Annotated in this window: 12 protein-coding genes; 11 read left to right on the top strand and 1 reads right to left on the bottom strand. The window is 69.8% G+C overall.

What is annotated here, in order from left to right; genetic code table 11:
* Positions 1–8: 8 nt before the first annotated feature.
* Positions 9–731 carry a GNAT family N-acetyltransferase gene (locus BUB97_RS01075; RefSeq protein WP_073130439.1) on the bottom strand — a complete coding sequence of 241 codons (723 nt, stop codon included), beginning with the start codon at positions 729–731 and terminating at the stop codon, positions 9–11.
* 150 nt (positions 732–881) lie between these two features.
* Between BUB97_RS01075 and BUB97_RS01070 the strand changes: the two genes are divergently transcribed.
* From BUB97_RS01070 to BUB97_RS01020, 11 genes are all read left to right on the top strand, one after another.
* Complete coding sequence (locus tag BUB97_RS01070; RefSeq protein WP_073131062.1) at positions 882–1,655, top strand: ferredoxin--NADP reductase; 774 nt, start codon at positions 882–884, stop codon at positions 1,653–1,655.
* A 142-nt stretch (positions 1,656–1,797) separates the two neighbouring features.
* Positions 1,798–2,934 (top strand): TRAP transporter substrate-binding protein, encoded by a 1,137-nt coding sequence (locus BUB97_RS01065; protein WP_073130436.1) that lies wholly within the window; start codon positions 1,798–1,800, stop codon positions 2,932–2,934.
* 58 nt (positions 2,935–2,992) lie between these two features.
* Positions 2,993–3,667, top strand: a complete 675-nt coding sequence (locus tag BUB97_RS01060) for a TRAP transporter small permease subunit (protein WP_073130434.1) — start codon at positions 2,993–2,995, stop codon at positions 3,665–3,667.
* Between the two features lie 33 nt (positions 3,668–3,700).
* A complete protein-coding gene (locus tag BUB97_RS01055) occupies positions 3,701–5,101 on the top strand; it encodes a TRAP transporter large permease (protein WP_073130431.1) in 1,401 nt (466 codons plus the stop codon).
* On the top strand, positions 5,098–5,748 hold the full coding sequence (locus BUB97_RS01050; RefSeq protein WP_073130428.1) for a hypothetical protein: 651 nt from the start codon (positions 5,098–5,100) through the stop codon (positions 5,746–5,748). Before BUB97_RS01055 ends, BUB97_RS01050 begins: the two co-directional genes overlap by 4 nt.
* Positions 5,749–5,955: 207 nt before the next feature.
* Positions 5,956–7,665: an MFS transporter gene (locus BUB97_RS01045; RefSeq protein ID WP_073130425.1), complete on the top strand. Its 1,710-nt coding sequence runs from the start codon at positions 5,956–5,958 to the stop codon at positions 7,663–7,665.
* Between the two features lie 134 nt (positions 7,666–7,799).
* Positions 7,800–8,615 carry an enoyl-CoA hydratase gene (locus BUB97_RS01040; RefSeq protein ID WP_073130423.1) on the top strand — a complete coding sequence of 272 codons (816 nt, stop codon included), beginning with the start codon at positions 7,800–7,802 and terminating at the stop codon, positions 8,613–8,615.
* Positions 8,615–10,273 carry an AMP-binding protein gene (locus BUB97_RS01035; RefSeq protein WP_086061820.1) on the top strand — a complete coding sequence of 553 codons (1,659 nt, stop codon included), beginning with the start codon at positions 8,615–8,617 and terminating at the stop codon, positions 10,271–10,273. Before BUB97_RS01040 ends, BUB97_RS01035 begins: the two co-directional genes overlap by 1 nt.
* A gap of 83 nt (positions 10,274–10,356) precedes the next feature.
* Positions 10,357–10,887 (top strand): GNAT family N-acetyltransferase, encoded by a 531-nt coding sequence (locus tag BUB97_RS01030; RefSeq protein ID WP_073130420.1) that lies wholly within the window; start codon positions 10,357–10,359, stop codon positions 10,885–10,887.
* Positions 10,884–12,020 carry an MFS transporter gene (locus BUB97_RS01025; protein WP_073130417.1) on the top strand — a complete coding sequence of 379 codons (1,137 nt, stop codon included), beginning with the start codon at positions 10,884–10,886 and terminating at the stop codon, positions 12,018–12,020. The genes BUB97_RS01030 and BUB97_RS01025 overlap by 4 nt, the downstream gene beginning before the upstream one ends.
* A 55-nt stretch (positions 12,021–12,075) precedes the next feature.
* Positions 12,076–13,137, top strand: a complete 1,062-nt coding sequence (locus BUB97_RS01020; protein WP_073130412.1) for an ROK family protein — start codon at positions 12,076–12,078, stop codon at positions 13,135–13,137.
* Positions 13,138–13,206: the final 69 nt, after the last annotated feature.

The following is a 13,206-nucleotide window of genomic DNA, read 5'->3' as shown; positions in this document are numbered from 1 at the left end:
GTGGCCGCTCAGCCCGCGACCCAGGGCAGCGGCGGATGCTGGGCACGCGCCAGCGACGCCCGGGGGTGCCCCCCGGCATCCCAGTTGGACTCGTCCAACCAGGCCGCGATCGCGCCGCGCCGCGCCGGCCACTCATCGGCCAGGATGGAGAACTGGGCCGTGTCCCGCAGCCGGCCCTTGATCACCTTGATGGCCCGCAGCGTGCCTTCGTAGCGAAAGCCCAGCCGTGCGGCCGCATCGCGGGAGGGCTGGTTCAGTGCATGGCACTTCCAGACCAGTCGGCGGTAGCCCAGCTCGTCCATGGCGTAGCGCATGAGCTGGAACATGGCCTCGGTGGCGGCCCGGCTGCGCTGGAGCCGGGGGGAGAACCAGATATGCCCGATCTCGATGGCCGAATCGGCCGGGAAGATCTCCATGAGGGTCAGCCAGCCATCGGCGGTGCCGGTCGCCTTCTGCCGGACCGCCCAGGCCATCGGGTCGTGCTGGGCCGCGAAGCCCGCGACATGGCGGCGCATGGCCGCCTCATCCGCGAAGGGACCATAGCCGAGATAGGCCCATCCCGCCTCCGCGCCCGGCGCCTGGGCGGCCTGCCACAGCTCGGCGGCATGGCGGATGGCCAGGGGCTCCAGGTCCATGCTGGCGCCGTGCAGGGGGATGCGGGCCGGCAGGGGCCGGGGGGTGGGGTCGACTTCAGGACCCAGGGGCGGGGCGTTCGGCGGCGAATCGGACATAGACCGATGCTGCCGGGGCGGGGCACCCTCCTCAAGCCGTGCGTTCCGCCGCATTGCACAAGCGGCCCGGCCACCCCATACCGTCCGGCCATGCCGACCGCCGATCCCACCACCCCCGCCCAGCCGAGCGCGGACCCCAAGCGTCCCGCCATGTCCGCCTTCCTGAACGAGACGGTGCTGGAGGTCCGCCACTGGACCGACCGGCTCTTCTCCTTCCGCTGCACGCGGGACCCCGGTTTCCGCTTCCAGGCCGGGCAGTTCGCGATGATCGGCCTGATGGTCGATGGCAAGCCGCTGATGCGGGCCTATTCCGTGGCGTCCCCCCCCTGGGAGGAGACGCTGGAATTCCTCTCCATCAAGGTGCAGGACGGCCCTCTCACCTCCCGCCTGCAGAACATCCAGCCCGGCGACACGGTGCTGATCAACCGCAAGCCCGTGGGCACGCTGCTGCTCGACAACCTGCTGGCGGGCAAGCGGCTGTGGTTCCTCTCCACCGGCACCGGCCTCGCGCCCTTCATGTCCCTCATCCGCGAGCCCGAAGCCTATGACCGCTTCGAGAAGGTCATCGTGACCCATACGGTGCGCGAGGTGGAGGAGCTGGCCTATCGCGAATACATCACGAAGGAGCTGCCGCAGAACGAGTTCCTCGGCGAGATGGTGCGGGAGAAGCTGGTCTATTACCCCAGCGTGACGCGCGAGGAGTTCCCGAACCGGGGCCGCATCACCGAGTTGATGGACAGCGGCCGGATCTATGCCGATCTCAACTTCCCGCCCCTCTCGCCCGAGCATGACCGCGTGATGCTCTGCGGCTCTCCGGAGATGCTGGCGGACACGCGCGCGCGGCTCGAGGCCCTCGGCATGAAGGAGGGCAGCGCGCATGAGCCCGGGCATTTCGTGGTCGAGAAGGCCTTCGTCGAGAAGTAGCCGGCCGGGCCGGGCCAAGGAGCCGGCCGCGCCCATTCGCGCGGCCGGCGAGTTCGCCACGAAGATATTGCGGCCCCGTTAGAATCCGGGCAGGCTTCCGCGCAAGCGCATCCGGCAGAGATGCGCCACGAGGGAAGGTTCGATGTCCGAGAAACAAAAGGCGGGCCGTCGCGGCCTGTTGCGCGCCGCTGCGGTCGGCGCCACCGGTGCCGCCGTGCTGGCGACGCCCAGCGTCAGCCGCGCCCAGACCACCACGCTCCGCTTCCAATCCACCTGGCCGCAGCGCGACATCTTCCATGAGTTCGCGCAGGACTACGTCGAGCGGGTGAACCGCATGGCGGGCGGGCGGCTGCGGGTGGAGCTGCTGGCCGCCGGCGCCGTGGTGGGCGCCTTCCAGGTGCTGGATGCGGTGCATGCGGGCACGCTGGATGGCGGGCACGGCGTCGCGGCCTACTGGTTCGGCAAGAACAAGGCCTTCTCGCTCTTCGGCACGACCCCGCCCTGGTTCGGCGATGCGAACCAGTTGCTCGGCTGGTTCTACCACGGCGGCGGCGAGGCGATGTACAAGGAGCTGCTGCACGACATCCTGAAGGTGAATGTCGTCGGCTTCCTTTCCGGCCCGATGCCCACCCAGCCCTTCGGCTGGTTCAAGCAGCCGATCGAGCGCCCCGAGCAGATCCGCGGGCTGAAGTACCGCACCGTGGGCCTGGCCGCCGACCTGCTGGCCGAGATGGGCGCGGCGGTCGTCTCCCTTCCCGGCGGCGAGATCGTGCCGGCGCTGGAGCGTGGCGTGATCGACGGGGCGGAGTTCAACAACCCCTCCTCCGACCGCGTGCTCGGCTTCCCCGACGTGGCCAAGACCTACATGATCCAGAGCTACCACCAGCGGGTGGAGAGCTTCGAGATCCTGTTCAACCGGCAGAAGTACGAAGGGCTGCCGGCCGAGCTGCAGGCCATCATCCGCCACTCGGCGGAAGCGGCCTCGGCCGACATGTCCTGGAAGCTGCAAGACCGGTACTCGAAGGACCTGCTGGAGATGACGCAGCGGCAGGGCGTGCAGGCACGCCCCCTGCCCCGCGCCGTGCTGGATGCGCAGCTGGCCGCCTGGAACAAGGTGATCGAGCGGCTGGAGGGCGACAACTCCAACCCCGCCAATGGCCCCTTCTTCAAGAAGATCTGCGACAGCCAGCGGGACTGGTGCCGCCGCGTGGGCAACTTCTTCCTGCGCTACGAGGCCAGCCAGGTCGTCTCCTACAACCACTTCTTCGCCAGCCGCTGACCGGAAGCCGGCGGGGCCCCGCGCCCCGCCGGCCATCCACCGCACGCAAGGGAGCAGCATGCAGCGGATCCTTCTGGGTATCGACCGGCTCTCGACCCTGGTCGGGCAGGCTTTCGCCTGGTGCATCGTGGCCCTGACCGCCGTCGTTACCTATGAGGTCGTCGCCCGCTATGCTTTCCGTGCCCCGACCACCTGGGGCTACGACGTCACCTACATGCTCTATGGCGCGCTGTTCATGATGGCGGGCGCCTATGCGCTCTCGCGCAACGGGCATGTTCGCGGCGACTTCCTGTACCGCATGCTGTCGCCGCGCCGGCAGGCCTGGCTCGACCTCGTGCTCTACATCCTGTTCTTCTTCCCCGCGATCTTCGCCTTCATGATCTCCGGCTGGCATTTCTTCCAGGAGAGCCTGGCGCAGAACGAGCGGTCCATGTTCTCGCCGAGCGGCCCAGTGATCTGGCCCTTCAAACTCCTCATCCCGCTCGTGGGCGTCCTGCTGCTGTTGCAGGGGCTGGTGGAGGCGGTGCGCTGCATCCACTGCATCCGCAACGGCGCATGGCCCCAGCGCCTTTCGGACGTGGAGGAGATGGACCAGCTCATCCTGGCCCAGGCGGAGGCGCTCGGGGCCGAGGCCCTGGCCGCCCGGATCGCGAGCGGCGCCGCCCCCGAGCTACCGCCGCCCGCGGAGGCCGTGCCGCACGAGCGCAGCGGCGACCAGCAGGACGGCCGGTGACGCAACTCCACCCGATCGAGGCCTCGCACAGGCATGAGTGACCCCGCCCTCGGCCTGACGATGCTCGGGCTGTTCCTGTTCTTCATCCTGCTGGGCTTCCCGATCGCCTTCACGCTGATGGCGATGGGGCTGTTCTTCGGCTACCTGGGCATGGGGGACCGGATCTTCGACCTCTTGGTCCAGCGCACCTATGCGGTGATGGCCAATGACGTTCTCATCTCCGTGCCGCTCTTCGTGTTCATGGGATATGTGATCGAACGGGCGAGCATCCTCGACCGATTGTTCCGATCCCTGCAGATGGCATCGGGGAACATCCCGGGCAGCCTCGCCGTCGCCACGCTGGCCACCTGCGCGCTGTTTGCCACCGCCACCGGCATCGTGGGCGCCGTGGTCACGCTGATGGGGCTGCTCGCCTTTCCCGCCATGCTGAAGGCGGGATATGACGTGCGGCTGGCCGCCGGCGTCACCTGCGCGGGCGGATGCCTCGGCATCCTCATCCCGCCCTCGATCATGCTCATCCTCTACGGCGCCACCGCGGGCGTCTCGGTGGTGCAGCTCTATGCCGCCGCCTTCATCCCCGGGGTGACGCTGGCGGTCTGCTACATGCTCTACGTCATCATCCTAGCGATGCTGAAGCCGCAGGTGGCGCCGCCCCTGCCGCCAGAGGAGCGCAACATTCCCTTCTGGCGGGTCGCCTGGGCGCTCGTCACATCCTTCGTGCCACTGGCGCTCCTCATCGCCTCCGTGCTCGGCGCCATCCTGTTCGGTCTCGCCACGCCCAGCGAGGCGGCCGCGATGGGCAGCCTGGGCGCCGTCATCCTCGCCATCGTCTATCGCGCCTTCACCTGGACGAAGCTGAAGGAGAGCGTGTTCCTAACGGCCCGCACCTCCGCCATGGTGTGCTGGCTCTTTGTCGGCTCCTACGTCTTCTCCTCCGTCTTCGGCTATCTCGGCGGGCAGTCCCTGGTCGAGGAGTTCGTCAAGTCGCTCCCGCTGAACTCCTTCACCTTCATGATCCTGGCGCAGGCCATCATCTTCGTGCTCGGCTGGCCGCTGGAATGGACGGAGATCATCGTCATCTTCGTGCCCATCTTCCTGCCGCTGCTGGACGACTTCGGCGTCTCTCCCCTCTTCTTCGGGGTGATGATCGCGCTGAACCTCCAGACCTCATTCCTTTCCCCGCCGGTGGCCATGGCGACCTTCTATCTCAAGGGCGTGGCGCCGAAGCACGTTCGGCTGGAGGACATCTTCGCCGGCGTGATGCCCTTCATCTACATCGTGGTAGCCACCATGGTGGTGATGTATTTCGTGCCGGAGCTGGTGACCTGGCTGCCCGAGGCGCTCTATGGAGGGGAGAGCGCCGGGGATCCCAGTGGGACCATGGAGGCGCCGCCCAGCGGCGGCTTCACCGAGGAGGAGACGATGCGCGAGTGACGCGCGCCGCCCGTGCTGCCGGCTGGATCGCGGAGGCGATCGCGACCGGCAATCCCCTGGCCGCGCTACCGGCCGAGATCGCCCCGCGCGGCCGCGCGGAAGGGGAACGCGTGGCCTTCGCTGCGCTGGAGGCTCTCGGCATTTCCCCTTGCGGCGTGCGGATGGCCGATGGGCTTGTGGGGCCGATGGTGGAGGGACGGCTGCTGCCCGATGGCGCCACCGCCGCCCCCCTGCGGCATCCGGTGGCGACCGCGGCGCTGATCGGGGTCCTGGCCGAGGCGTTGCAGCCGGATGACGATGTGAGGCCGCGCATCGCCGCGCTGCATGTCGCGCTGGACATCGCGGACCACCGCTTCACCGAGGCACCGCTCGCCCTCGGCCTGCGCGTCGCCGACCTCGCCGGGCTGGGCTTCGTCGTGGCGGGGCCGCCCATCGCCTCCCTGCCGGAGCGGGTGCTGATCGGCGGGGTGGAGGTCGGGCCGCGGGATGCGTTCGCGCCCGTGGCCGTGGCGGCGCGGCGCCTCGGCGGCCTGCCCGCCGGCGCGCTGCTCGTCGCGGCCGGCCTTTCGCCTCCCCTCGTCCCGTCGGATGGCACGATCCGTGCCGATTTCGGAATGCTTGGCACGCTCTCGGTGCGCCTCGGCTGAAACGGTGCGCGGCGCTGCAACGCAGCATGCGGGAAAGCTTTCGATTCCGTCAGCTTTCTCCCTAGCGATACGCCGCGGCATCGTTTTACGCTCACCGCGACGAGTCTGCGCGACGGCTCGTCCCCGGGGAGGCCGGCACCGGCCGCCCGAGGCAACCGAGGTCCGGGCAGCGTCGCGCCCCGGGGGGATTCAGGACCAAGCCCAAAGATGAGCACCACCTATTCAGCAAGCGCCGCGGCGGACAAGAACCGTCCGATGAGCCGGGAGGAGAGGAAGGTCATCCTCGGCTCCTCGCTCGGCACCGTTTTCGAGTGGTATGACTTCTACCTCTACGGCAGCCTCGCGGCGCTGATCGGCACGCATTTCTTCAGCCAGTACCCCGAGGGCACGCGCAACATCTTCGCGCTTCTCACCTTCGCGGCCGGCTTCCTCGTGCGCCCCTTCGGCGCCCTTGTCTTCGGCCGGATCGGCGACCTGGTGGGACGGAAATACACCTTCCTCGTCACCATCGTCATCATGGGCGCCTCCACCTTCATCGTCGGCCTTCTGCCGGGATCGGAGAGCATCGGCATCCTCGCGCCCATCCTGCTCATCGTACTGCGCTGCCTACAGGGCCTGGCGCTGGGCGGCGAGTATGGTGGCGCCGCGACCTATGTGGCGGAGCACGCGCCGAACGGGCGCCGCGGCTTCTACACCTCCTTCATCCAGATCACCGCGACGGCAGGCCTGTTCCTCTCGCTGCTGGTCATCCTCGGCACCCGCACGGCGGTTGGCGAGGCGGATTTCGCGGCCTGGGGCTGGCGCATCCCCTTCCTGCTCTCGATCGTGCTGCTCGGCATCTCGGTCTGGATCCGCTCCACGCTGAATGAGAGCCCGGCCTTCCAGAAGATGAAGGAAGAGGGCACCCATTCGAAGGCGCCGCTGTCGGAGGCCTTCGGCCAGTGGCGGAACGCCAAGTGGGCGCTGCTCGCGCTGCTCGGCCTGACCATGGGCCAGGCGGTGGTCTGGTACACTGGCCAGTTCTACGCGCTGTTCTTCCTTGGCTCGATCCTGAAGGTGGACGGGGCGACGACGAACCTGCTGATCGCCTGGTCGCTGCTGCTCGGCTCGGGCTTCTTCGTCTTCTTCGGCTGGCTGTCGGACAAGATCGGCCGCAAGCCGATCATCCTCGGCGGTTGCCTCCTGGCCGCGCTCACCTACTTCCCGCTGTTCAAGCTGCTGACGGCGGAGGCGAACCCGGCGCTGCACCAGGCGCAGCAGACCATCCCGGTCCAGGTGCTGACCGATCCCTCCACCTGTTCCTTCCAGTTCAACCCGGTGGGCACGGCACGCTTCACCCAGCCCTGCGACATCGCCAAGGCCGCGCTGGCCCGGGCTTCGGTGCAGTACTCGGTGGAAGCGCTGCCGCCCGGCACCTCAACGGCGGAGACGTCCATCCGCATCGCGGGCGGCGCGCCGATCCGGGCGACGGATCCGACCTTCCAGCAGCAGCTCACGGCGGGGCTGTCCTCCGCGGGCTATCCGCTGGCCTCCAACTCGAGCGTGGTGAAGATGTCGGGGCCCTTCGATATCTTCCGAGAGCAGCCGGCGGTGCTGATCGGCGTGCTCACCCTGCTCGTGATCTACGTGACCATGGTTTACGGCCCGATCGCGGCGGCGCTCGTGGAGCTCTTCCCCACGCGCATCCGCTACACCTCGATGTCGCTGCCCTATCATATCGGCAACGGCTGGTTCGGCGGGCTGCTGCCGGCGACCTCGCTGGCAATGGTGGCCCAGACCGGCGACATCTATTACGGCCTCTGGTACCCGATCGTGATCGCTCTCGCCACGGTGGTGATCGGCGCGATCTTCATCCCCGAGACGAAGAACCGCGACATCTTCGAGGCTGAAGAATCGGGAACCAACGCGCGGGCCTGACCGCCGCGCTTGTCAGAACCGGGGGCGCCGGGAGAAATCCCGGCGCTCTCTTTCTTTCACCCCCGCCGCTGCACCTCCCTCTTGCATGGCCCTGGCCGCACGGCTCAACCTCTCCGGAAAGTGGGAGGAACGACATGCCGGATGGCGCCAGCGGGATGGCCGCACCCGTCCTGGTCCGTGAGGACCGGGGCGCCGTTGCCACACTCACCCTCAACCGCCCCGCGGCCCGGAACGGGCTGTCCCTCGCCCTGCTCGACGCGCTGAGCGCGGCGCTGCGCGACATCGCGACCAATTCTGGCCTGCGCTGCGTCGTGATCCAGGCCGAGGGCCCCGTCTTCTGCGCCGGCCACGACCTGAAGGAGATCACCGCGCACTTCGCCGATGCGGATGGCGGCCATGCGTTCTTCGCGGATTCCATGGCGCGTTGCGCCGCGGTGATGCAGGCCATCCCCGCCGTGCCCCAGCCGGTGATCGCGGCGGTGCAGGGCATGGCCACTGCCGCCGGCTGCCAGCTGGCCGCGGCCTGCGACATGGTCCTGGCGGCCGAGGAGGCGCGCTTCTGCACGCCGGGGGTGGAGATCGGGCTGTTCTGCTCCACCCCCGCCGTCGCCCTCTCGCGCGCCGTGCCGCGCAAGGCCGCGATGGAGATGCTGCTGACGGCCGAGCCGATCGATGCCGCGGAGGCGCGGCGGATCGGGTTGGTGAACCGGATCCTCCCGGGTGCCTCGCTGCGAGCGGAGGCGGCGGCGCTCGCGGCCCGCATCGCTGGCCGCTCGGCCCTGGCCGTGCAGCTCGGCAAGCGGAACTTCCACCGCCAGGCCGGGCTGCCGCTGGCCGAAGCCTATGAGGTGGCGGCCGCGGCCATGGTGGAGAACCTGCTGGCCGAGGACGCGGCCGAAGGCATCGGCGCGTTCCTCGGGAAGCGTGCGCCGGAATGGAGGCATCGCTGATGGACACCAACCCACCCGTCTCCACCGACCTGGCCTCCGCGAAGCAGGCCTATGACGCCCTGCCCCGCACGGGCGCCAATCACCGCGCGCTGACGCCGCTGCTGTTCGTGGAGCGCGCGGCTGCGGTCTTCCCCGACCGCACCGCCGTCATCCATGGCGCGCAACGCTTCACCTGGCGCGAGCACCGGGACCGCTGCGTGCGCCTCGCCTCCGCCCTTGCTGCGCGAGGCATCGGGCGCGGCGACACGGTGGCGGCGCTGCTGCCGAACACCCCGGCCATGATCGAATGCCATAACGGCGTGCCCATGACGGGCGCTGTGCTGAACACGATCAACATTCGCCTGGATGCGGATACCGTGGCCTATATCCTCGATCACGGCGAGGCACGCGCCGTCGTGGTGGACCGCGAATTCGCGCCGCTTCTGGAGCGCGCGCTGGAGATCGCCACCTCCAGGCCTCTGGTCATCGAGGTGAACGATCCCGAGGCGCCTTCCGCCAATACGCTGGGCGGGGAGGATTACGACGCCTTCGTCGCCGGCGGCGACCCCGCCTATCCCTGGCAGCCCCCGGCCGATGAATGGGACGCGATCGCGCTGAACTACACCTCCGGCACCACCGGCCGCCCCAAGGGCGTGGTGTACCACCATCGTGGGGCTCATCTCGGCGCGCTCGGCAATGTGCTGGCCTGCGGCATCCCCCCGGCGCCGACCTATCTCTGGACGCTGCCGATGTTCCATTGCAACGGCTGGTGCTTCCCCTGGACCGTGGCGGCCGTGGCCGGCACCCATGTCTGCCTCCGCGCCGTGCGCGGGCCCGTGATGTGGGAGCTGATCCAGGCCCATGGGGTGACGCATCTGTGCGGCGCGCCCATCGTGCTACAGACGCTGGTGAACGACCCGAACCGCGTGCCCGGCAGCGGCCTCGTCTTCGCCACCGCCGGCGCCGCGCCGCCCGAGGCGGTGCTGGCCGCCGCCGATGCCGCGGGGGTCACGGTGCGCCACATCTACGGCCTGACCGAATGCTACGGCCCCTCGGTGGTGAACGAGTGGCATCCCGAGCACGACGCCCTGCCCGCGCCGGAGCGTGCGGCGCTGATGGCCCGCCAGGGCGTGCGCTACGTCACGCTGGAGGCTTTCGACGTGCTGGATGCGAACGACCAGCCCGTGCCCGCAGACGGGACGACGATGGGCGAGGTGGCCATGCGCGGCAACACGGTGATGAAGGGCTATTTGAAGGACCCGGCGGCGACGGAGAAGGCGTTTGCGGGCGGCTGGTTCCGCACCGGCGACCTCGGGGTGAAGCACCGGGACGGCTATGTGCAGCTGAAGGACCGGGCGAAGGACATCATCATTTCCGGCGGCGAGAACATCTCCTCCATCGAGGTCGAGGATGCGCTCTACAAGCATCCGGCCGTGGCGGTGGCCGCCGTGGTGGCCGCGCCGGACGAGAAGTGGGGCGAGGTGCCCTGGGCCTTCGTGGAGCTGAAGCCGGACGCGGATGTGACGGAGGCCGAGCTGATCGCGCATGCCCGCGCCCGGCTGGCGGGCTTCAAGGTGCCGAAGCGCGTGATCTTCCAGGAGGTCCCGAAGACCTCCACCGGCAAGCTGCAGAAGGTGCCCCTGCGCAAGGCGGTGAAGGAAGGCCTGGTCACGGGATAGAGCCCCGCCCGGCTTGGGGGGCACCGACAAGTCGGCGACCTGATCGTCTTGCGGCGCGCCCGGCCGCGCCGCATGACAACTGCATGACAGAGATCCGCGACAGCCGGCCGGAAGACGTGCCTGCCATCACCCGCATCTACGCCCATTGGGTGGAGCATGGCCGAGCCTCCTTCGAGCTGACCCCGCCCGGCGAGGCGGAGATGGCGGGGCGGCGCGACGCGGTGCTGGCGGGTGGCTACCCGCATCTGGTGGCCGTGGACGAGGACGGCGCGTTGCTAGGCTATGCCTATGCGTCGGCCTACCGCCCCCGCCCGGCCTACCGGCACACGGTGGAGAACTCGGTCTATGTCGCGCCCGGCGGCACCCAGTCCGGCATCGGCCGCGCCCTGCTGGAGGCGCTGATCGCGCGCTGCGAGGCCGCAGATTTCCGCCTGATGGTCGCGGTGATCGGGGATTCGGCCAACGCCCCCTCCATTCGCCTGCACGAGAAGCTGGGCTTCCGCCATGCCGGGGTGATCCCCTCCATCGGCTTCAAGCACGAGCGCTGGCTCGACACGGTGCTGATGACCCGCCCGCTCGGCCCCGGCGACACCACCCCGCCAACCCGGCCGTGACCGCCGCGGAGGCCGCCCGGGCCGATCGCGACACACGGAATGCCTCCCTCACCCTCGCCCTCACCCTGCCTGGCGACGTGGTGCTCTATCTTATACTCCCGCTGCATGCGGCCGTGTTCGGCGTATCCCTGCCGGAGGCGGGCATCCTCCTGGCGGCCAACCGGCTGGTCCGGATCGCGGGCTATGGCTGGGTGGCGCGCTTCTATGCCGAACGGGGGCCACGCGCCGCCTGCATGCTGGCCGCCGCCGCCTCGGTCGTCGCCACCACCGGCTACGCCCTGCTCTCCGGCCTCTGGGCACTGCTCGTCGCGCGTCTGGTCTGGGGACTGGCCTTCGCGGCCATGAACATCGCGGTCCAGGCGCTCCCCACGGCGATCCAGGAGGGCGCGGCGCGGCGCAGCGGCTGGTCCCGCTCCATCGTGGCGGCCGGTCCCATGCTGGGGCTGGCCGGCGGGGCGCTGCTGGCCGAATGGGCGGGGCCGCGCGTGGTCTTCCTGCTGCTCGGCGCCGTCTCGGTGCCCGCCATCCTCTTCGCCGCCCGCCTGCCCGCCGTGCCGGAGGGGCAGGCCAAGGGCGGGCCACGCTTCTCCCTGCCACGCGCCTTCGATCTCTGGGCCTTCACCTTTGGGCTCACCATGGATGGGCTCTTCATCATCGGGCTCTCGGTGCTCGCGGCGGCCACCCTGCCCGAAGGCGCCACCCTCGCCGCCGGCGCTGCCCTCGCACTGCGCTACGCGGCCGAGATCCTCCTCTCCCCGGCCGGTGGCTGGCTGGCGGGGCGGCTGGGCGCGCGGCGGGCGCTGGTGGGGCTTTCCCTCGCCACCGCCTGCGGGCTGCTGCTGCTCGGCGTGGGGGGCGTGCTGCTCTGGGCGGGCGCCCTGGGCACGGTCCTGCTGCGGGCCATCATCCAGCCCCTGCCCGGCCCGGTGGTCGCGGCCGAGAACCCGGGGGCCGGGCGCGTCCCGGCCCTGGCCCGCCAGGCCACCTGGCGGGACATCGGTGCCGGCGCCGGGCCGCTGCTGGCGGGCTTCCTGCTGCCCGTCGCCCCGGCCCTGATGATCTATGGCGGCGCCGCGGCGATGCTGGCCGTGGCCAGCCTGGCCATCCGGCGCCCGCATCGGGGCGCGGGATGAACCTCGGACGGGCGACCGCGTTCTCCGCTGGATCACCAGGGGATTAACACAGGTCATGCCCGACCAGGCCGTCGCGCCACCCGTGGCCGGACACGGCGCCAGCAAGCTCACCAGCGTCGTCGTCGATGCCTACAATGCGGAGCTGCGCGACAAGGAGGGGTTCATCGGCGACCGCGCGAGCAAGCGCGCCTTCCGCGCCATCCTGGATGAATGGCGGGAACGCCTTCACAAGCTGGGTGACGAGGACCCGCTGGGGGATATGGAGACCGACGAGGTTTCCAACCGCCGCCTGGAGAAGCTCCTGCATGACGAGCGGCCCGAGGCCGCCGCCCTGATCCACGGGGTGGTGGAGGAGTTCGCCCAGGAGCTGTGCGGCGTCACGCGCCGCTTCCTCCGCCTCAAGGGTTGGAAGGACACGCAGCGGATCGCGGTGGGCGGCGGGATGAGCGGCAGCCGCGTAGGCAAGCTGGCGATCGGCCGGGCCTCGCTACTGCTGAAGGCCGACGGCCAGGGGGTGGAGCTGGTCCCCATCACCCACGAGCCTGACGAGGCCGCGCTGATCGGCGCCGCGCATCTGGCGCCGAGCTGGATCTTCGCAGGGCATGACAGCCTGCTGGCCGTGGATATCGGCGGCACCAACATCCGAGCGGGGTTGGTGGAGCTGAACCTGAAGAAGGCACGCGACCTCTCGGAGGCGAGGGTGGTCGGGCTGGAAGTCTGGCGCCATTCGGCGGACGAGCCGACCCGGGAGGAGGCGGTGGAACGGCTCGGCACCATGCTGCGCGGCATGGTCGCGCTGGCCGAGGCGAAGAAGCGGGCGCTTGCCCCCTTCATCGGCATCGGCTGCCCCGGGATCATCGAGGAGGACGGGTCGATCGACCGGGGCGGCCAGAATCTTCCGGGCAACTGGGAGAGCAGCCGTTTCAACCTCCCCCGCGCCATCGCCGGAGCGGTGCCGGAGATCGGTGGCCACGGCACGGTGGTGCTGATGCACAACGACGCGGTGCTGCAGGGGCTGAGCGAAATCCCCAACATGCAGGACGTGGAGCGCTGGGGGGTGCTGACCATCGGCACCGGGCTTGGGAATGCGCGGTTCACGAACCGGCGGGGGGATTAGGTCGGGGGTTGCCCTCGACCCGCCAAGGGCCTGAGGCCCTTGGAACCCCGTCTGACTGCCGTGGATACC

The organism is Muricoccus roseus, from assembly GCF_900141905.1.
In the GTDB taxonomy this organism is placed as follows: Bacteria; Pseudomonadota; Alphaproteobacteria; order Acetobacterales; family Acetobacteraceae; genus Roseomonas; species Roseomonas rosea.
This window is presented reverse-complemented; position numbering and strand designations above follow the sequence as displayed.